General features: G+C 37.3%; 16 protein-coding genes. 12 read left to right on the plus strand and 4 right to left on the minus strand.

Going from position 1 to position 21858, the window contains the following annotated elements; translation table 11 throughout:
• Positions 1-98 precede the first annotated feature (98 nt).
• From A3EE_RS0118790 to A3EE_RS0118820, 7 genes are all read left to right on the plus strand, one after another.
• Positions 99-2273 carry a glutamine synthetase III family protein gene (locus tag A3EE_RS0118790; protein WP_018344993.1) on the plus strand — a complete coding sequence of 725 codons (2175 nt, stop codon included), beginning with the start codon at positions 99-101 and terminating at the stop codon, positions 2271-2273.
• Positions 2274-2516: 243 nt separating this feature from the next.
• Complete coding sequence (locus tag A3EE_RS0118795; RefSeq protein WP_018344994.1) at positions 2517-3530, plus strand: glutamine synthetase beta-grasp domain-containing protein; 1014 nt, start codon at positions 2517-2519, stop codon at positions 3528-3530.
• A 133-nt stretch (positions 3531-3663) separates the two neighbouring features.
• Complete coding sequence (locus A3EE_RS0118800) at positions 3664-4383, plus strand: T9SS type A sorting domain-containing protein (RefSeq protein ID WP_018344995.1); 720 nt, start codon at positions 3664-3666, stop codon at positions 4381-4383.
• A gap of 243 nt (positions 4384-4626) precedes the next feature.
• The gene (locus A3EE_RS0118805) at positions 4627-6087 is read left to right on the plus strand and encodes an MBOAT family O-acyltransferase (RefSeq protein ID WP_026209866.1); all 1461 of its coding nucleotides are present in this window, start codon (positions 4627-4629) and stop codon (positions 6085-6087) included.
• A gap of 177 nt (positions 6088-6264) precedes the next feature.
• Positions 6265-7071 carry a hypothetical protein gene (locus A3EE_RS0118810; RefSeq protein WP_157447112.1) on the plus strand — a complete coding sequence of 269 codons (807 nt, stop codon included), beginning with the start codon at positions 6265-6267 and terminating at the stop codon, positions 7069-7071.
• Between the two features lie 134 nt (positions 7072-7205).
• A complete protein-coding gene (locus tag A3EE_RS0118815; protein ID WP_018344998.1) occupies positions 7206-7580 on the plus strand; it encodes a SnoaL-like domain-containing protein in 375 nt (124 codons plus the stop codon).
• A gap of 321 nt (positions 7581-7901) precedes the next feature.
• Positions 7902-8816, plus strand: a complete 915-nt coding sequence (locus tag A3EE_RS0118820; RefSeq protein ID WP_018344999.1) for a spondin domain-containing protein — start codon at positions 7902-7904, stop codon at positions 8814-8816.
• Between the two features lie 124 nt (positions 8817-8940).
• Here the strand turns inward: A3EE_RS0118820 and A3EE_RS0118825 are convergent, their stop codons facing one another.
• Entirely contained in the window at positions 8941-10704 is a 1764-nt protein-coding gene (locus A3EE_RS0118825; RefSeq protein ID WP_033418288.1) for a cellulase family glycosylhydrolase, read from the minus strand.
• A 207-nt stretch (positions 10705-10911) separates the two neighbouring features.
• Between A3EE_RS0118825 and A3EE_RS0118830 the strand changes: the two genes are divergently transcribed.
• Together A3EE_RS0118830 and A3EE_RS0118835 are read left to right on the plus strand one after the other, a co-directional pair.
• Positions 10912-11286, plus strand: a complete 375-nt coding sequence (locus tag A3EE_RS0118830) for a hypothetical protein (protein WP_018345001.1) — start codon at positions 10912-10914, stop codon at positions 11284-11286.
• A 166-nt stretch (positions 11287-11452) separates the two neighbouring features.
• The gene (locus A3EE_RS0118835; RefSeq protein WP_026209867.1) at positions 11453-11887 is read left to right on the plus strand and encodes a hypothetical protein; all 435 of its coding nucleotides are present in this window, start codon (positions 11453-11455) and stop codon (positions 11885-11887) included.
• A gap of 366 nt (positions 11888-12253) precedes the next feature.
• Here A3EE_RS0118835 and A3EE_RS0118840 read toward each other — a convergent pair whose 3' ends face one another.
• Both A3EE_RS0118840 and A3EE_RS0118845 read right to left on the minus strand, forming a co-directional pair.
• Positions 12254-14674 (minus strand): DUF5686 family protein, encoded by a 2421-nt coding sequence (locus A3EE_RS0118840; RefSeq protein WP_245553866.1) that lies wholly within the window; start codon positions 14672-14674, stop codon positions 12254-12256.
• A gap of 17 nt (positions 14675-14691) precedes the next feature.
• Positions 14692-16989, minus strand: a complete 2298-nt coding sequence (locus A3EE_RS0118845) for a patatin-like phospholipase family protein (protein WP_018345004.1) — start codon at positions 16987-16989, stop codon at positions 14692-14694.
• A gap of 133 nt (positions 16990-17122) precedes the next feature.
• Between A3EE_RS0118845 and lepA the strand changes: the two genes are divergently transcribed.
• Genes lepA through A3EE_RS0118860 form a run of 3 tightly spaced genes read left to right on the plus strand, consistent with a single transcriptional unit; the run spans position 17123 to position 20449 of the window.
• On the plus strand, positions 17123-18913 hold the full coding sequence (gene lepA / locus A3EE_RS0118850; protein ID WP_018345005.1) for a translation elongation factor 4: 1791 nt from the start codon (positions 17123-17125) through the stop codon (positions 18911-18913).
• A gap of 40 nt (positions 18914-18953) precedes the next feature.
• Positions 18954-19826 (plus strand): bifunctional 5,10-methylenetetrahydrofolate dehydrogenase/5,10-methenyltetrahydrofolate cyclohydrolase, encoded by an 873-nt coding sequence (locus A3EE_RS0118855; RefSeq protein WP_018345006.1) that lies wholly within the window; start codon positions 18954-18956, stop codon positions 19824-19826.
• A gap of 41 nt (positions 19827-19867) precedes the next feature.
• Positions 19868-20449, plus strand: a complete 582-nt coding sequence (locus tag A3EE_RS0118860; RefSeq protein ID WP_018345007.1) for a 7-carboxy-7-deazaguanine synthase QueE — start codon at positions 19868-19870, stop codon at positions 20447-20449.
• Positions 20450-20505: 56 nt separating this feature from the next.
• Here A3EE_RS0118860 and A3EE_RS0118865 read toward each other — a convergent pair whose 3' ends face one another.
• Positions 20506-21783 (minus strand): hypothetical protein, encoded by a 1278-nt coding sequence (locus A3EE_RS0118865; protein WP_018345008.1) that lies wholly within the window; start codon positions 21781-21783, stop codon positions 20506-20508.
• Positions 21784-21858: the final 75 nt, after the last annotated feature.

Raw genomic sequence — 21858 nt, forward strand, 5'->3', positions numbered from 1 at the left:
AACTTGCCCTTAAATTTTTATGCCTAAAAGGTTGAAATGAATAAGGTTTTTATAGTTTTGGGTTAGAATATAGACCCCTAAAGAAAAAATTATTCATTATGGCCCACTTACGTTTTAAAGCTTTAGAAAGTCTTAATGCAAGGCAACCAATTAAAGTTACAGCCCCATCCACTAAGATATCTGATTATTATGGAGAAAATGTGTTTGGTATAGATGCAATGAAGCGTTATATCTCATCCGATGCAGTTAAAGTAGTATTAGCAGCAACAGATTCAGGTGAGAAAATTGATGCTATTACCGCAGATGCTGTTGCAGCAGGTATGAAATGCTGGGCTATTGAAAAAGGTGTTACACACTATACGCACTGGTTTCAGCCGTTAACAGATGCTACAGCTGAGAAGCATGATTCATTTTTTGATCTGGATGGTGAAGGTAAACCTTTTGAAAAATTTAAAGGAAGTGCTCTTGTTCAGCAGGAACCGGATGCCTCTTCTTTCCCGAACGGCGGTATTCGTTCTACATTCGAAGCACGTGGCTACACGGCCTGGGATCCATCGTCTCCGGCTTTTATTATGGGCGGTACCTTATGTATTCCTACCATATTTGTTTCCTATACAGGTGAATCTTTAGATAACAAAGCACCCTTATTGAAATCGCTTGCAGCGGTTGACAAAGCTGCTACTGAAGTATGTCAGTTCTTCGATAAAGACATTACAAAAGTAACTGCAACACTTGGACCTGAACAGGAATATTTCTTGGTAGATGCAGCATTGTTCAATGCTCGTCCGGACTTGCTAATGGCTGGTCGTACCGTATTTGGTCATGCGCCTTCCCGCGGACAACAATTAGACGATCACTATTTTGGTTCTATACCGCCACGTGTAAATGATTTCATGGTTGATTTTGAAATCGAAGCATTGAAGCTTGGAATCCCTGCACGTACACGTCACAACGAAGTTGCACCGGGCCAATATGAGATGGCACCTACTTTTGAAGAGTGTAACCTGTCTTGCGATCACAATCAATTGATCCGTGATTTAATGCATAAAGTGGCAGAGAAACATGCCTTAAAAGTATTGTTCCATGAAAAACCTTTTTCAGGAATCAATGGCAGCGGAAAACATAACAACTGGGCGTTGAGCACAAACTTTGGTAAAAATTTATTAAGCCCGAGCAGCAAGCCAAAAGAAAATTTAATCTTTTTAACGTTCCTTGTGAATGTTGTTAAAGCAGTAAACGATTATGCAGACTTATTGCGTGCATCGATTGCATCTGCCGGTAACGACCACCGTTTGGGTGCAAACGAAGCACCTCCTGCAATCATTTCAGTATTCCTTGGTAAACAACTAACTGAAGTACTGGAAGAGCTTGAGAAGAACGGAAACGTGCGTATTGATAAAGGGGATAACATGTATATGAAATTAGGGATCAATAAAATTCCTGAATTGTTGTTGGATAATACCGATCGCAACCGTACATCTCCATTTGCTTTCACAGGTAATAAATTTGAATTCAGAGCTGTGGGAAGTGCTGCAAACTCAGCTTCACCAATGACAGTATTGAATACCATTGTTGCAGAAACATTAGTGCAATTCAAATTAGAAGTGGATAAACAAATTGATAAAGGAGTGAAGAAAGAAGTTGCTGTAGCAAACGTGTTACGCGACTATACACTTGCTTCCAAGAAGATCCGTTTTGAAGGAAACGGATACAGCGAAGAATGGGTGAAAGAAGCTTCGAAGAGAGGATTGAACAATGTAATGACAACACCACAAGCGCTTGATTTCTGGATTACACCAAAGGTTAAAAAATTATTTGAAAAGCATGGTATTTATTCAGAACGTGAATTAGAAGCACGTTATGAGATCATGCAGGAAAATTATATTAAAAAAATTCAGATCGAAGGCCGTGTAATTGGTGATTTGTCTATCAATCACATCATTCCTACAGCTATTGAATATCAAAACAAATTGATATTGAATGTAAAAGGGTTGAAAGATATTGGTCTTGAAAAAGAAGCTAAACCGATTATTGAAGTCATTAAAGAGATATCTAAGCATATCAATGCAATTCAAACAGATGTCGATGCAATGACGGAGGCACGTAAAAAAGCAAACGTCATTGAGCACATGCCCGAGAGAGCAAAAGCATACTGCGATAAAGTGAAGCCATACTTTGATACAATCCGTTACGCGGTCGACAAATTGGAGTTGATTGTGGATGATGAAATGTGGCCATTACCTAAATACAGAGAACTTCTGTTTTTAAGGTAATAATAGTATTGTTCTAACTTTAAACTGGCATTCAAGCAAAATAATGCCTGTTTAATTTGTATTATTCCAATTAAAAATTGTCTGTAAAATATTTTAGTACTTCAAAATCAAGAAGTTTTAAAATATGTGCAAAAAGAGATACGACTTATGTGTTAAAACATTAGTTTTTTACAAATAGAGGGTTAAATTTGCATCATAGTATTTACAATTCTTATTAATTATCTATAAACACGTTCATTTTCGATGGCAAAGTCAAAATTAGAGTACATCTGGCTTGATGGTTACCAACCAATTCAAAGCTTACGTAGCAAAACTAAAATTGAAGACGATTTTAGTGGGAAATTAGAAGATCTTAGCAATTGGTCTTTTGACGGTTCGTCAACAGAACAAGCAAAAGGTGGTTCTTCTGACTGTTTGTTAAAACCAGTATTTGTTTGTCCTGATCCACAGAGAAAAAATGGTTATTTAGTAATGTGTGAAGTATTAAATGCAGATGGTACTCCTCACGTTTCAAATGGTCGTGCTCAAATTTCAGATGATGACAATGATTTCTGGTTCGGTTTCGAACAGGAATATTTCTTATATGATTTAACTACAAACATGCCGTTAGGTTTCCCTGCTGGTGGATATCCAAAACCACAAGGACCTTACTATTGTTCAGTAGGTGCTCAGAATGCTTATGGTCGTGAGATCATTGAAGAGCATTTGGATGTATGTCTTGATGCTGGCTTAAACGTTGAAGGTATCAACGCTGAGGTTGCTGCAGGTCAGTGGGAATTCCAGATCTTCGCTAAAGGTGCTAAACGTGCTGGTGACGAAATTTGGGTTGCTCGTTACTTGTTAGAAAGAATCGGGGAAAAATATGGTGTTTCTGTAAACTACCATCCTAAGCCACTTGGTAACCTTGACTGGAACGGTTCAGGTATGCACGCGAACTTCTCTAATACATTGTTGAGAACAGCAGGCAGCAAAGAAGTATTCGATAAAGTATGTGAAGCATTCCGTCCGGTAGTTAAAGAACACATCGACGTTTACGGTGCATACAACGAATTACGTTTAACTGGTAAGCACGAAACTGCAAGTATTCATGATTTCAGCTACGGTGTATCTGATCGTGGTGCTTCAATCCGTATCCCGGTTTTAGTTCCTGCTAAAGGCTGGAGTGGTTACCTAGAAGATCGTCGTCCAAACTCTGCGGCAGATCCATACAAAGTTGCTGCACGTATCATCAAAACAGTTAAGCCGATTACGCGCTAATCTGTTTGTTGATTTAAATATTGAAAAGTCTCCCGCGAATTATTCGTGGGAGACTTTTTTGTTTTAAATCCATTCGAAATAACTGAAATATCTTATATTAGTTATATGTTCAATAATTTTAAAATCATATTTTATGAATAGACGTATACTTAAGAAAGCAACTCTGTTTTTAATTGTTTGTTTTTTGTTTCTAACATCAGCACAAAACCTTCGGGCCTGTACGGGTATAGATGTTATTGTTACTAAAATTACATTTACATCCATTACTACTGACTCATATATGTATACGTATGAGATCAAGAACACAGGTACCCAATCTGTTCCATTGAATCAACTGTCACTACAGAATTATGTTGCCACAGATGCACAAGGATCAAATCAAAAAGCAGCAGGAGGTTCAAATATTGTTCTGTCCAGCAATACAGGAGTGATTGCCGCAGGTGCTACCTTTACTGGAACACTCGGTGCATATCCAAATGCAGTGGGTACTTATCCCCAAAGTTCATATCCGTATTTATTTGTCACTGTTTCTGTTTATCCGGGAACAGAATGTGATAATACAAATAATACATTGGTTGCTCTAATTGAAATGACCACTACCGGTAACCAATCCAAACATACAGCCGATGCTACATTAATCTGGAATGCAACTACAAAAAGTTTTTTGGTTAAAGACTGGTCGGGTAGCAGTACCTCGTTGCAATACAATATATTCAACATGTCCGGCACGTTGTGTATGTCCGGTTTTATTGAAGAAGAACTATCTACAACACTGACTTCATTACAAAATGGTATGTACATCATTTACATTACAGATGGAGAAAAAGTATATTCAAAGAAAATAATCTATTAAATGCAATAAGATTAAAGTCGAATCATTTCTACTTTAATCTTATACATGAATCCGCTCTTAAGCCTTTTACCCCTGAATATATTTTTAAGTGGAATATGCCTTTGTAGTGTATCATGAATGATTCATTACAAAGGCATATTTGACTTTACAATTGCGACCTTCTTAAGGTTTTATTACCTTGTGAAGTATAAACAGAAAAAGTTGTAAGTAGGAGGATAAAACTTATGGAAATTAACAGGTAATATGCTTTTTAACTCAATACACTTTGCCATATTTCTGCCGATAGTTTTTATCCTTTATTGGTTTTTGAAAGGAAACTTAAAACTTCAAAATATTTTATTACTCGTTTCGAGCTATTTTTTTTATGCATGCTGGGACTGGCGCTTTATGTTTCTGCTTATCTTTTCAACGCTATTGGATTATTTCACCGGTATTAAAATTTACGATGCTGCCAATCAGAAAGAAAAAAAGTTTTGGTTATTTCTTAGTATTGCCATCAACTTAGGCTTCCTTGGAGTATTTAAATACTATAATTTTTTTGCTTCATCCTTTGCTGATGCACTGTCGCTATTGGGCTTTAAAGCTGATTTCGTCTCTTTGCAAGTATTATTACCTGTCGGAATTTCTTTTTATACCTTTCATGGCTTATCCTATGTTCTGGATCTCTATAAAAACAAAATTACACCTGAAAGAAACCTGATCAACTATTCTGTTTTTGTTAGCTTTTTCCCATTGCTTGTAGCCGGGCCAATAGAACGGGCAACACATCTATTACCTCAGATTCTTAAAAAAAGAGAATTTGATTATTCAAAAGCGGTTGACGGATTGAGACAAATATTATGGGGCCTATTCAAGAAAATTGTAATAGCAGATAACTGTGCTGAATATGCGAATACAATTTTCAATCATTCATCAGACTATTCAGGAAGTACGCTTGTTTTAGGAGCATTGTTTTTTACGTTTCAAATCTATTGCGACTTTTCAGGTTACTCTGATATTGCATTGGGTGTAGCACGTTTATTTGGTATAGATCTTTTAAGAAACTTTGCTTTTCCATATTTCTCAAGAGATATAGCCGAGTTTTGGAGACGCTGGCACATTTCGCTTTCCTCTTGGTTTAAAGAATACCTCTATATCCCATTAGGAGGTAGTAAAGGCGGCACGTGGATGAAGATACGTAATACCTTTATCATCTTTCTTGTAAGTGGTTTTTGGCATGGCGCAAACTGGACCTTTATTGCCTGGGGCACCTTGAACGCAATTTATTTCTTACCACTTTTATTAACCAACAGAAATCGCCATAACTTAGAAACTGTTGCACAAGGCAAGTTCATTCCAGGTATTAAGGATTTTTTATTGATGTTATTCACTTTTAGTTTAACTGTATTTGCCTGGATATTTTTCAGAGCAAATACCATTGAGCACGCCATAAATTACATTCAGGGAATTTTCTCACTGTCAATATTTTCATTTCCTTATATCATAGAAGAAGGCACCGGACATCAAATTTTTCCATATAGCCTGATAGCATTGTTAATTATTTTTAATATGCTTGAATGGCAAGGTAGGGAAAGCCAATATGCGATTGCTCGCTTAGGTATGGGATGGAAGCGTCCGTTAAGATATGCATTCTATTATACAATTATTGTTGCAATTTTTTGGTTTCATGGCAAAGAGCAACAATTCATTTATTTTCAATTTTAGTATCTAGTCGTAGCCATGAGAAAATTCATCATAAATAGTATTGTTTTTCTAGCATGTTTTATCTTAATAAGTGCTCTTGTTATATTCGTTTATGCATATAAAAATAATATTACACGCAATGATATACCCGCTTTAAACTTTTCTGACAGTTATTCATTTAATGAAAAAGTTCGTTTTATGAAAAACAGAGAAAGAACTGCAACAACAGTAGCAATAGGGTCTTCCATGACGCAAAATAATCTTCATTCAGAAACTGTAATATCAAATTTACACACACGTAATTATTTAAACACGTCATCATGGGGCATGTCTATGCACGATAATTTTGTGTTTTTAAAATCGCTGTGTGATATCTATAAAATAGAACGTGTACTTATTGTCAGCAATATCATTGATTTTCAGCAAACCGATAAGCATATAGATATTCCGTTTGTTGAAAGCTATTTGAAAGGCAATACATGCGAAGTAGCTAAAGCATTTATAGAACATTTCGACTTAAAGTATTATACACGGAATTTGACTTATGCAAAGAAAGTAAGAAGCTGTGATAAGGATTATGAGTATTTGAAATATGATCGATACGGTGCAGTAAATTTCCGAACAGATAGTTTTAATATTGATAAAGAGAGATGGGAAAATGATTATTTGTCAAATCCAGGACTAGCGCAGCACTATCAATATCTTGATAGCATTGCTGCTTATTGTAAGGTAAATGGGATCGAATTATTGTTTTTTCAAAGTCCGGAAAGACAAGACCTCGCCGTTCATTTAGATTCTTTAAAATCAAATAATTTAAAGCAACATCTTATAAAAATTAAACATATACTTGAAACGAATAATCAAACCTTTGTTGATTCAAATGAAAAGCTATGGCAGGATACATTATTTACAGACGCCATTCATTTTAATAAGATGGGTTCTCAATTATTTACTGAATTCTGTTTTGACAAAATGAAACAATGTGGCAGCAGTGTAAAACATTAATGTGTAATATAGAGGTAGATTAATAAAATTTGATATGTGTGATTTTGTCCAAATCAACCTGTTATAAAGTCTATTTTGCACCAAGCATAGTTTAAAGCGATGTATACCTTTGCATTGTATGTTAACTAAATTTTATGACAGCTATAAAAACAAAAACTCCACACGAAGTAGCAACACGATTTCAAGAACTTGCCATGCAGGAAAAGTGGTTTGAAATTCAGGAAGAGCTTTTTTCTGAAGATGTAATAAGCATAGATCCTGAAAACTCACCCTATATGGGTTATGCAGAAGGTAAGGCAAACGTTCGGAAGAAAGGGGAAGACTTTGTAAAGAAGATTCAGGCATTCCATGGAGCAACTACTAGCGTGCCTGTTTTAGCTGGTAATCACTTTGCTGTTGGCAGAGAAATGGATGTGACGGTAGAAGGTTTTGGAAGAATACAATTGAACGAAATCATGTTGTATGAAGTAAAAGATGGAGAGATTGTATTGGAGCAGTTTTTCTATTAAGTAATATTATTGATGGACCGGAAAACAAAACTACCTGCCCGTATATTTGCTCTTAATTTATTCGCTTTCAAAATATATATTTCCTGTTATTAATTTATTTGAGTTTTGTTCGTATCTATAAAGTAATAATTATTTTTTGGAACCATTTTTGTTATTCTTCTCAAATTGGGCAAGGACGGATAATCCGTTCATATAAAATAGGTTCAATTGTGCTTAAATCAATATACAATTGATTTAGATCATATAAATAACTCCCGATAGTGTTGCCTTGAATGATGAGCATTTTTCAAGGGATAGCTTAATGTACTCCAAAGTTTTTTTATGAATAAAGTTACTTTATTAACCATTTTGTTTTCTGCCTTTTCAATCATACAAGGTATTTGTCAAACGTCTGCAACATATGATATTACTTTCACAAGTACGTGGAATACTATAGATCACAATAGCTTGCCTGTTGGTGCGCACTGGTCTAAGTTAGTTGGAGCGACACATAAGACCGAAAATGCATTTTTTCAAGTGGGGAGTTTGGCTACTACGGGTATAAAAAATATTGCTGAATTGGGGAATAATATTGTTTTTAATTCTGAAGTGCAAACAGCAATAACCAATAATGAAGCGAATCAATACATTGATGGCTCAGGATTGGCAAGTGCAACAGGGGATATTGTAATTTCGAATTTGGTCGTTTCGAGTGAATTTCCTTTGCTGACCCTGGCATCAATGGTGGCACCGAGTCCGGATTGGTTTACTGGGATTAATGGTATTAATTTATTGGATGCAAATAGCAACTGGAAAACATCTGTTACTATTGATTTGTATGTATACGATACAGGCACGGATAGTGGCACAGACTATGCTTCGGCTAATAGCATTACCAACCCTTTTCAGCCCATTTCTATGATTAATGGATTGCCATTTCAAGGGAATAAAGTAGGAACGATCACAATAACCTTAAAAACAGTTTTAGCTATACAGGACGCTTCTATTTTTAACAACGTAAAGGTATTTCCCAATCCTGTATCGGATGGAAAGATTACAATTAGTGAGATAGGAGATATTTCTGCAGTCAAGATTGATATATTAAGCGCTATTGGTACATATATGTTATCCGTTGAGGTAAGCGGAAATCAAAATACTTTTACAATTGATACACAATCTTTACCACCAGGCACATACATATTGAAATTAACCACAGAAGGCAATAGTACTCTTGTGCGGAAAATTGTGATAATATAATTTAGAATTATTTATATAAGCTACTCTCTTTTTTCTTTGTGCTCTTCTGTCTCCGGTCTTAGTAGTAGTTGGGATAAGAGTTAAAAGAACGATATTTGTGCTTCAATTCATAACTTATAATTCATCAATTCTTCTTCAGATCCAGCGCCTCTGCCATCCCCGGTAGCAGCTTGTTTTCAGAATCCATAATTCCAAACCATACCTGCCAGGCGATATCCATCTCTCTGAAAATTTCGCCCATTGTTTTAAAATAGGCGTTCAGATCTTCGATCTTAGCCGTGTTTGGCAATGCACCCCATTCATTACAAATAAGCGGTACATTATTATCATAGGCCCAGTTTTTTACTTTCGCCAATCTGTTTTTAATGAATTGTTTGTTCCCTTCCTGATAATAGCGTTGAGCCTGATCTTTTATCCAGCCGGGTGTTCCTTCGGTGATGCCAAAGTCGCGGTACTCGGTCGACCAGCGGTCTGCAGAATACGGAAACGGAATATTTTTCATAGTTCCCATATTGGCCCAGGATGCACCCTGATGTGAGAACAAGAACGGATCATACATATGGAAACAATAGATCACATACTTATCTTTTAACGGTTTGTTTTTGATCAGTTCATCCAGACTATACCACTTAGTATCTCCAAAAATAATCGGACGTGTTTTATCTACTTTACGTATGGAGTCAATCATCATTTGAGCCAGCAAGGTCCAGTCTGCCTGATCAATGTATTCGCCTTCAGGCAAGCTCAAACAAGGCTCGTTGGTAAGTTCAAAGAAAAGGTCTGCACGTTTCTCTTTTACAAAATGCTGTGCTACCACACGCCATAAAGACGAAACAGCTTCTCTGAATTTCTGATCTTTAGAAGATGCTCTGTTATAACTACCGTCGTAAGCATGATAATCGATCGTTAAAGATAAACCGTAACGTTTTGTCCAGATATTCATTGAGTCCAGCAGCGTGTATAACATCGGCTCTATTTCAATCTTTTTATTGCTGCCGTTCAATACATTTATGCGATCCACTACATACAGATCCAGATCAATAGGGAAGCGGATTCCCAGTAAACCTTGGTCTGCCTGGAGTTTAATTGTTGCTTCGTTATACTTCCAGTCTTTCGGATTCGCAGACGTGATCTTATTTGCTTCAGCCCAGCTTGCTAAGTTCATGCCTTTCGTTAAATATTTTTTTGCCAGATCATTTAATGGACTGGATATATTTCCTTTTACCGCAACCGGTGCCGGAATTTCTGCCGGCAGGATCTTCATATTAAATTGTTTTTCGTATTTGATCTCTTTTACAAAACGGATATCGTCGATCTGAAAATGCCCGGATGTTTCATCCACATTCCAAACAAGCTTTATTGAGTTGTCCAAGTTCAGCGGAACTTTTTTACCCCAGCCTTCCTGGTTTAGCATGGTGTAATCAATGGTTACATAGGTCCATACATCGCTTGCGGGTACCCGTATGGAGTAATAATCATAATCGGTTACTTCATCTGTTTGTATGCGAACTTTATGTGCCACACCTTTATGCCAATAGGAAATCCCTGCAAAAGCGGAAGGATTCACCGCAGCAGTTTTATGAACGATTGTAGCAAATGAATAATAGGGAGTCCATTGATAGCTGGCTTTCTCAAGGATTACATCCACACTGAACATGCCCTGAGATTCATATCCACCTGTTGTTACAAATGCTTCTTTCTGCCAGTTCTCCTGTTTCAACCGGCTTTTACCACCGCTTTGATTATCATTGAAACTAAACCAATATCCGCCAAGATTATTTTGTGAATTGCCATCTTCAAAATCTTCTATCAAAACGGTTGGCGATTGTTGTGCAGCTGCATGGAACATGCATAAAAAAAATACGGGTATAAAGTATACGATTTTCATAATCCGGTTCAATTAAATATTTGTTTAATGTAAGGAGAAATACAGAAAAATCCTCTTATTATCATATCATCTTTCCATTTGTTCATTAACTATTTTAAATAAATGAAACCGCTAAAAAAGTGATGGAAGGATAACACCAAATCCATTGTAAAATATGCAGATAATGCTTAAACTAGCATAGAATTTATAACATTAAAAAAGAACAATATGGATATTAGTAAATACACAGAAGTTTACAAAGGTACACGTGGTATTTATGTACACATTACACGTTATGGTGCTTTTGATCAGAACCAGTCTTTGGTGCGCGTGAGTAATTTTGATCACCCTTGGAGCGAACATATCTTCTTATGTGATACATCTTTCAACTTCAACGATATGACTGTAACCTATACGACTCAGATCGACGGAAGTGATTATGTGTTACTTCGTACAACGAAGGATTGGGGTGCAATCTGGTTATTGGGTGGTTATTCATTCGATATTAATTACATCGAAACATTTGTTGAGCACATGGAAGGACGTAATGATATTTTGAACGATTACAACAATTCTCATTTGACAGGTAATCCAAGAAAATAAGAATAGATTTAATTTGAAATTTTGCATAGCCCACGACTTCAGTCGTGGGTTGCTTTTTGTTGAGCAAACACATTTATTTTTTATTTAGCTCGAAACATTCACATGCATTTTTAAACTAAAATACCAATCAACCGTTGAACATACTTCGCTCAAACATCCATATCATATGCACATGTTAACATTGGCCTCAAAACATAGAAAAGCAGAGGCAAATAAGCTTGAAGGGAAATACATTGATTTTGTTGTGTCTGACAAATCGCTCTCTGACTTGTTTGTAGTGACTGATCTGGATTTGGTCGGTGCATTGGGTTGGAGTGAAAATAAAGCATATGAATCCGAACAGCTGGATCAATTTTTAGGATTGAAAGCATCGGAATTAAAAACAGGCAGAATAAGTTTTTATGTATGTCCCATGTGTGCAGATATTGGCTGCGGAGCAATTACAGCACGTATAGAAATAACAGATACGTCTGTTATATGGAAAGACTTCGGTTATGAAACAGATTATTCGGAACCCGAATTAGAAGCATATAATCACATTGGACCTTTTGTATTTGAGAAGATCGTTTATGATAAAGTCATGGAAGGAATCAGACCTTAAATTAATAGCAACTTTATCGATTATAGTAATTACTCCAGCGGAGTAACATATCTGTAGAAACTACCTAATCATAAATCTTCACGCACGGAGCTCCGTATAGGAGCGACCGATAAGGATTACATTATGACGTCCCGATGGGACTTGTGCGGTTGTGTTGGGATTGATTATTTGGCTACAGATATTGTGTCCCAAACGGGACTAGGTAAATAAAGCCTCTAGGTTGATGAGCAGTTTCGCTTATGGCGCAAGTCTTAGCACAGTGACTGGTGCCCTTTTTACCATAGTCTTTGACTAAACATAAGAAAATCATTTTAGTAGTCGGTCCCCAAGCTTTAAGCATTAGGCCTTCCGCCTTTAGCTTTAGGCTTAAGAAATATTCAACGAGAATTTGAACATCACATTATCTGCCGTTTTATTAAATTGATATTCCCCATACCGTAAAAATGCACCGGCACCAATACCCAGCTTTAATCCGGATAGTTTAAGAACTACAATGTTATTTAAAAATCCGCCAAATTCTTTATACCCTTTGCTGTAATCCGCCACAGACGGACCTTGATGCAATTGCGGGTTTGATATAAAACCCCAGCCAATGTTATAGATCACCATAAAGTTGGGCATAAAGAATGAACTTCTGTAATACATTCTTCCAAAATCATGACTTAGAAACAGATTGAAATATCGATCTGCTGCAAACTCATTATAACCCATGGTTTCAAAACTGTTGTGTACCACAACACCGGCACTTTTGCTACTTCCTTTACCAGCAAACAATTTGGTGTATGGAGCTTCGCCTGTTGTTGCGCCGGTTGCCAGCTGGATACCTAATTTTCCTAAATCTACAATTTTCACAAACTGATCAATACGAATTTCGTAACGTGAATAATTAAACGGCTGATTGCTGACTTTAAATCCTTTATCAAAATTGAAATAAAGAATGGGGAATTTAGACGGAAGTTTAATATGCTCATCGTTGATCTCGATCTCCTGTTCGCCGTAGGCATAACGGATTCCTGCGCTCCATTCCAGGAAATTCATATGCTCGAACGATTCGCCATTATACACATAGGCATAGTTGGGCGTTGCATGCTGATACGAAAAGGATGTTGTAAAATCGAAATAGGTAAGCGGATGGGCTTTGAAATATACGGTAAGGTTTTTTGTATAGTCCATGTATTTGATCGCGAATCTTCGCAACGTTTCTGTTGAATATTGCGGCGTCTGAAATGCCAGCTGCTGACCGGCTGCTTCATGTAGTTCATTACTGAAATTAAAACCTACATAACATTTTAAAGGGGTATAGACCGACTTTTGAACACCAAAGCCATACTTTGCCTTATTGTCATCAAACCCATATCCTATAAAGCCTGAGAGCTGCCATATTTTTGAAAAGCGAAAGTTCGTGTTCCCGCCCAAACCGATTCGTATACCTTCAGCTCGGTTGTGGTTTAATACTTTATTCAGATCAAAATCAAATGCACCTACAGTTAACTTACCAAAATAAATACTTTGACCAAGGTTTAATATTTTTTGTATGAGCAAAGGATTCAATCCATTTAAAAAATACTTATAGGTGTTTTTGTCCGTTTGGCTCGCAGGCTCCATGCGCATCTGATTCCAGTAATTGGTATCTTTTTCAATAGACTCCTCTTGGTATGACAAAATACGTTCATCAAATTGCTTGCCTTCAAAATGTTGATCGGGTAGATAAAAATGATACCACGTGCTTGCCTGAATAATCGGTGATAATCCACCCACATTTTCTGTGCCGCGTAAATAAATGGTTTGGCGCTCAGGGTACAATTCATAATTCTGTGTCTTATACTGCACCGCTACTTCTATAAGACCTTTTTTGGTAAATGCAGGTGAGACCAATACATACCGAACAGAAAAATCATCTGCATGAATGAGCATCAATCCTTTTAATGCGCTGAAGTTTTTATGTGATTTCGGACTGAATGCAATTGAATAATATTTTCCGTCAGGTAAATACAGTGTATCAATTACCTGGTAGTTGTAGCGGTTAACGCTGTGGCTTTGTGCAAGCGGACTGATGTATTTCTTTCCGGATATGTCTACAAAATTGTCATAGATATTAAAATGCTGCAGGTGTGTACCCAATAACGCAACACCGGGTATGCGAACTCCGGAACTCATCAACGCATCAATATTTTCTAACTGATTTTGAGCATTTAAAATCCGTCGTGTAGCACTGCTTTCAAGAATGTACAAATGCTGATCGCCGGAGATGTTTTCATTACGCACCCAGCCATTTTTTTTCAGCTTGTTCAGGATCTCCGTTACCTTGTTGTAATTACCAACATCGATTGTCAGCTTACTGTAGGTTTGATATTGGATCTGCTTGCGTTTATTGATGTTATTGTCACTCGCTAAATTAATGGTGTTTTGAATAATGTGTAGTGCAAAAGGATCGGTTGCAGGTAAGGCTGGAAACAGAAGATATCGATTGAGTTTTACCCGAAGTGTATCTCCGGGTATTTTTGTTTCTGTTATTTCAATCTCAACCGTTCTGTGTAAAAATCGTTTGAACACAATGGTACTTCCAACTGCCGGATAAGGTATACAGAATGTTCCATCTATATTACTGATAAATTCATTTCCCGAAGGCTGAATCGTAATATGAACAAAGGGTAGGGATTGATTGGTAAATGTTTCATTAATGCGCCCTCTCAATGTATCTATCTGGGCAAAACCTGAAATGCTTTGGAAAAGCAAAAGGAATGCAAGACATAAATAGCTGAGTGTGGAAGAAAGTAGTATACGCACTCTCAAAAATACAAGAATTATTGACTCAACAAAAATTGAAGCCGCTGAATAGACTGCTGATTGTTTTGTTCAAGGATCGTGTTGTATAAATTTTCTTTTTCACGTAATGTCAAGTGCCAGCTTAATGCAGCACGTTCACTAACGCTATGTTTCGCCGGATTTTCTCCCGGTAGAGCCTTAAATTGATTTGTTCTTGGAATGTACTCAAACTCAACTACATCAAGCGGAGCATTCAACCACGAAGAAGCATATTCAAGTAAATTATCATTATTGAAATCCTGATAATCACTCCAGTTGTTGTATAAGCTGCCAATAGGAGTCACAATGGTTTGAAAAACCGAACCTGTATTTCCTTTTTCTACTTCCTGATTTTTTTGTGAATCACGGATGTTTACAAAAATTACACCGCTTGTATTGGCGCTGATCCATTCTTTAAACGTAAACATAAAAGCCGTTGCATCTTTAACACCAAAATTGTCAGATAAGCCGGCATCCATTATTTCCATTGCAGGTTCACTTGGCAAATCAACATTTGGAGTAATGTATGGAAAGGTCGCACTCATTCTAAGCGCACTCATAAAATGCAGATCGTTTGCTTCTTGCTGCTCAAAGAATTTCCTGAATTCGATTCCTTTTAACTTCTCCTGAAACCCTGTATTTGATGATGCATTGGTAGTCATGTAAGCAATATTTAATGGAGAGATGTATAACTTTCGTCCATCATTGATGATTGTCGGCGACAGGATCAGCATAGGTATCTGCGCATCTTCTTCTGGTTTTTTATAATCAGAGATGCGTTTATACATTACATATTCCGTGTTTTCATGCAGCTTTTGTTCAAATGCATAACCTCTGTCTTTATAATATTCATGATTTCCATCGGTGAATTTTTGAAAACGGAAGAACAAATCGTTAACAACCATACTGAATACAATCGGATTCAGTACATCATTTGAAATGTTGTTCAGATACTTAAATTCATGCGCACTTTTTATTTTACCCTGACTTTGCAATAAAGCAAGTTCTCTGAAATAGCTCGCTCCAATGATCCCACCCGAAGCGCCTGTGATCAATCTGGTATGTTTGATCAATTCACCCTTTGTAATACTATCTACATACTGTAAGGTACGCATTGTCCATACCGCCGCACGTTGTCCGCCACCACTGGTACAGATAAAGATCATTTTAGGTTTTACACTATCCGGATAATGACTTCTCCATTTATCAAGGATCTTAATGGTTTGTGCTTTGTCTTCCTGATATGTGTGGGCGTTACTCAATGCTTTTAAACGATCGATGGTGTAAACAGCCGACTGCTTATTGTAATTGATCCCAAAAACCTGATAGGTAGATTGTATGATTTCTTCCTTGATAAGAATATTAAATAAAATTAAAATGAGTACAAGTGTTGTGATTGCCCAGCCTCTAAGCCAATAAGAAAAGGCTCCGGTGAACATAACGATAATAGAAAAGAATAAAATACCACTGGCAGCAGCAGGGATCTGAAACAACGGATTGTCTCTGAATAGACCCAGACTTATAATCAATGTAATCAAACAGATCTCTACAATTACAGCATTCAGGTGATTCTGATCAAAAATCATCATCATCATTGAACGGTCTAAATGCTCGTGTGTAGGTGTTTTGGCAACTTTTAGACTAATGGTAAAAAAGGACGTGATCGGATATTTGTTTTTAAGTTTTTTTGAATGAAAATCCTTCAACACATTTACCCGGTTGATCGGATTTCTTTTTAATGTTTTATCTACAGACGATGCCAGCTCTTTAAAAATATCTTTATTCGTTCTACTGAAGTAGATGAACATGATCAAAATCGTAACAAGCTGTCCGCATAATAAACCTGCAACCTGACAGATCACTTCCCACATGGTTCGGATGTTGTAATTATTCTGGAAGTAAATGATGTTAACAACATAAAGAATCGTGAAAATTACCGGAATCGTACTGTTGTTTAAACAGAACGTGGCAAAGGGTTTCGGCGTGGCTCCAAGAAATGGGAATTTATAACTGTCTAATATGTATATAGTTATATGGAATGACGTAATGAAAACCCCAAGAGAGATCCCAATAATAAAAAAGCTTTTGAAGTTTGTTTCGGATAAATATTCCGGATCTAAAAACAAATATGGGATACCGATAATGTCTCCAAACTGACGAGTTACAAAACCCAATAATACCAACCAGATGAAAAGTAAGATCTGATTTTTTTTGACACTATTTAGAATCAGTTGAACCGCAAAAGAATAATATACTTTTGTTATCCATTCCCCAAATGGGTTTTTTGGCAGGTTCATTTACTGATTGACGGTTTAAAAGTTTGAATTAAATAATTTCAATAATACATATTTGTTTTAATCTAATCAAACGAGAGATCGAGTGGATAAGATACACGGTTTTCTGCGTTTAAATGATTAAATTTGTACCTAGATGGAAAACATTCGTAATTTCTGCATTATTGCACATATCGACCATGGTAAAAGTACCTTGGCAGACAGACTATTAGAATTCACAAGTACAGTATCCAACCGACAGATGCAGGCGCAGGTATTGGATGACATGGATCTTGAACGGGAGCGTGGTATCACCATTAAGAGTCACGCGATTCAAATGAATTATACCTATGAAGGTCAAAAATATATTTTGAATCTGATCGATACACCGGGCCACGTCGATTTCTCTTATGAAGTATCTAGATCCATTGCTGCCTGCGAAGGCGCATTGTTGATTGTAGATGCCGCACAGGGAATCGAAGCACAAACGATATCAAATTTATATCTGGCATTGGAAAATGATCTTGAGATCATTCCGGTGTTGAATAAAATAGATCTGCCGGGCGCAATGCCGGAAGAAGTAAAAGATCAGGTGGTTGAATTACTTGGTTGTGATCGCGACAGCATCATACCTGCCAGCGGTAAAGAAGGCATTGGTATTTTTGAGATCCTTGCTGCTATCATTCAACGTATACCTGCTCCCAAAGGAGATCCGAAAGCACCCTTGCAGGCATTGATCTTTGACTCTCAATTCAACTCATTCAGAGGGATTGAAGTTATGTTCCGTATTTTCAACGGAACAATTAAAAAAGGAGATAAAGTTAAATTCATAAACATCGGCAAGGAATACTACGCCGATGAAATTGGTGTACTGAAACTGCAACAGGAACCGCAGCTTGAAATGAGCGCAGGGAATGTTGGTTACATCATTTCAGGGATCAAAGAAGCGAAAGATGTAAAAGTAGGTGATACCATTACCCACGTAAGCAGACCTGGAGAACCGATTCAAGGCTTTGCCGATGTGAAACCAATGGTATTTGCAGGTATCTATCCGGTTGAAACAAGTGAGTTTGAAGACTTACGTGCTGCTATGGAAAAGCTTCAGTTAAATGATGCGTCTCTGGTATGGGAACCTGAAACATCGATTGCACTTGGCTTTGGCTTCCGTTGCGGATTCTTGGGAATGCTGCACATGGAGATTGTACAGGAGCGTCTGGAACGTGAATTCGATATGACGGTGATTACAACCGTTCCATCGGTTCAGTTCAAAGCATACTTAACAAAAGACTCTGAGATGGTTGTGGTAAACGCACCATCAGATATGCCGGAACCAACAACATTAGATTATATAGAAGAACCATACATTAAAGCACAGATCATTACCAAAGCCGATTTTGTTGGTCCTGTAATATCGTTGTGTATGGATAAACGTGGTATCATTACCAACCAAACATATTTAACTTCGGATCGTGTTGAATTAACATTCGAACTTCCGTTGGCAGAGATTGTATTTGACTTCTTCGATAAACTTAAAACGATCTCTAAGGGTTATGCTTCATTGGATTATGAACTGATCGGCTTCAGAGAATCAAATGTAATTAAATTAGATATCATGTTGAACGGAGAGAAGGTAGATGCCTTGTCTGCCATTGTTCACAGAGATAAAGCCTACGATTGGGGCAAACGTTTGTGCGAAAAACTGAAAGATCTAATCCCGATGCAGATGTTTGAGATTGCAGTACAGGCAGCGATCGGACAAAAGATTATTGCTCGTGAGACTGTAAAAGCAATGCGTAAAAACGTATTGGCAAAATGTTACGGTGGTGATATCTCCCGTAAAAGAAAACTTCTTGAAAAGCAGAAAAAAGGAAAGAAACGTATGCGCCAGGTTGGTAACGTTGAGATACCGCAAGCTGCCTTCATGGCAATTCTGAAACTTGATCAATAACATGTAGCATCACGCCTTGCGCGTGATTTTATTATATTCTATGCAATTACTAGACGGTAAAATCACTTCAGATCAGATCAAAGAAGAACTGAAGTCAAAAGTTGACGCCATCAAATCCAACGGTGGTAAGATCCCGCACTTAGCTGCTGTATTAGTAGGAGACAGCGGTGCAGCTGTTACCTATGTCAATGCAAAAGTAAAAGCCTGCGAACTGGTTGGATTCAAATCTACGCTTGTTAAACTTCCCGAAACAATTTCTGAAGCAGATCTATTGGCAAAAGTTGCAGAACTGAATGCAGATAAAGACATCGACGGTTACATCGTTCAATTACCGTTACCAAAACATATTGATGAGCAGAAGGTAACAGAAGCCATTTCACCCGATAAAGATGTGGATGGGTTTCACCCGACAAGCTTAGGTAAAATGGTATTGAATTTGCCTACATACTTGCCTGCAACACCATACGGTATCATGCAATTGCTTGAACGCAATGGTATTGAGACTGCAGGCAGACACTGTGTAGTAATGGGCAGAAGCCACATCGTAGGTTCGCCTATGAGCATCTTAATGGCACGTAATACCAATCCAGGTAATGCTACCGTTACGATGGTGCATTCCCGTACAAAGAATTTAAAAGAATTAACGCTTCAGGCAGATATTCTAATCGTTGCGATTGGTAAGCCGGAGTTTGTTACAGCAGATATGGTGAAAGAAGGTGCAGTAGTTGTGGATGTGGGTATTCACCGCATCGACGATGCTTCTAAAAAATCAGGCTTCCGTTTATTAGGCGATGTGAAGTTTGATGAAGTAGCTCCTAAAACATCTTATATATCACCGGTACCGGGTGGTGTTGGTCCAATGACCATAGCTTCTCTATTAATGAATACACTACAGGCTGCGGCTTTAAAATAATCAACTTGCAGATTTCTACATCCATACAATCCTTGCCCGTCATGGAATCCTTTTACACCATTCAGGGTGAAGGGCATTACCAGGGCAGAGCAGCCTATTTCATCCGCCTTGCAGGCTGTGACGTAGGCTGTCATTGGTGTGATGTAAAAGAATCGTGGGATGCTTCTCAGCACCCCATGCAAACCATTGAACATATGGTTGCAGAAGCAGCAGCATTTACCGGTCGCATTGCTGTCATAACAGGCGGAGAACCTTTAATGCACGATCTAACAAATCTTACGGCGGCTTTAAAGAAAGAAGGCTTTAGAAATCATATTGAAACAAGCGGAGCGCATCCATTATCCGGGCAATGGGATTGGATCTGTTTATCACCAAAGAAATTTAAAGCACCCTTAGATTCTGTTATTGAAGCCTGCGACGAATTAAAGATCATTGTATTTCACCCAAGTGATATTGAATGGGCAAAGACATTTATTCCGAAACTTAAAAAGGGATGCAAGCTATTTTTACAACCAGAGTGGTCGCGTCAGGAAGAAATGTTGCCTCAGATCATATCTTTTGTGAAAGAAAATCCGGAGTGGGAGATCTCACTGCAGATTCACAAATTCATGAATATTCCTTAGGCTTGTGAAACCATTTTCGCTGGCGCAAGCATTCGCTTGTGCCTAATAATATCCTCTTATATTTTTAACCGAACCTGTAACGTATTTTTTACTGCATAAGCAGTCCATATTAATATTGCCGGTACCATAACATTCAATTGTCTCGGATAGGCGCTCACAAGCGAGCTTAAGCCAAGGTACACAAATGAAAATCCTATAAGTATCTGTATTTCTAACGGAAGTGTCTTCCAGTTCCATAATGAAACAATCAACGAATACACCATTGCCAACATCAGAATCGAGTTGATATAAATTCGTATCAACGTTGTCGGACTCTGAAAATAATAAGAGGCAGGAATGCCAAATAGTAAGCGGCCTATATTTGCATACCAGTTTTTTAGATACTTTACCGGATTGGCTTTAATATGTTGAATCGCATATGCCTTAAACAATGAATCAACTTCCAATACACTCTTGGAACGACCGATGCGTTCCATGTCAGATGCATGGTTTTTAGCAATATAATCTGCATTACAAAAAATGTCGTTCGAACAATTTCCTGTAAAGTTGTTGTTGTTCCAATCACCATATTCATGAGCATCTAAAGAGGTCATCCAATATAAAACTTTTCCACCTTCGCTGCTTAAATAAAAAAACTTCCCTGTTAAGGAATAGGTATAAATGATATAAGGCGTAATGGTTCCGATAGAAATGGAAAGGATACAAACAATTTTCAGAAGCTTATCAGACCTCTTTTGCAGAAAATAAAAGAATGCAGTGAATAGAAATAAAACACATACAACGTATGCGAAGATTACTTTTGTAAGAATCAACAAACCCAATGTAACACCCGCGAAAGCTATAGATCGGTAGGTTATAGATGCTGTCGAATAGATTTTGATAATCTGATAACTAAACAACGAGATTAAAAACAATGTGAAACATTCTGTAAGAATGCAGGGCATTTCCTGATAGGCAAGAATATTAAGACCCCAGCATAAGGCAACAATGCAGGCTGTTTTAAAGGAATGGCTTACTATATGTACCGACTTAAATAAAAAGACGACAGATAAATAATGCAACAAAGCATTGAATAGCGTAATGGATAGCAATGGAAGTTTGAATCCTACGAAAGGAAGAAGTAAAATAGGGTAGCCCGGACCATTGATCAGATCTATATTTGGGTATGCAGGCGAATAAAAGCCATGCAATAGATTTTGAGCAAACTGAATATAACGAGCTTCATCTCCTGCCATTTGATCCGTATGAAAACGGATAACATACAGAATGTATATAAATAGAAACGGTAAAAAAAGAACAAACGGAGAACGTTCTTTTATAGGTTTTATCTGCATCTGATACAATGAAAATTCATCTTTGAAACAAGATAGCTACTATTTTTAATTTATGCGAACGAATTACATCTTGGT

Source organism: Cytophaga aurantiaca DSM 3654, from assembly GCF_000379725.1.
Lineage (GTDB): Bacteria > Bacteroidota > Bacteroidia > Cytophagales > Cytophagaceae > Cytophaga > Cytophaga aurantiaca.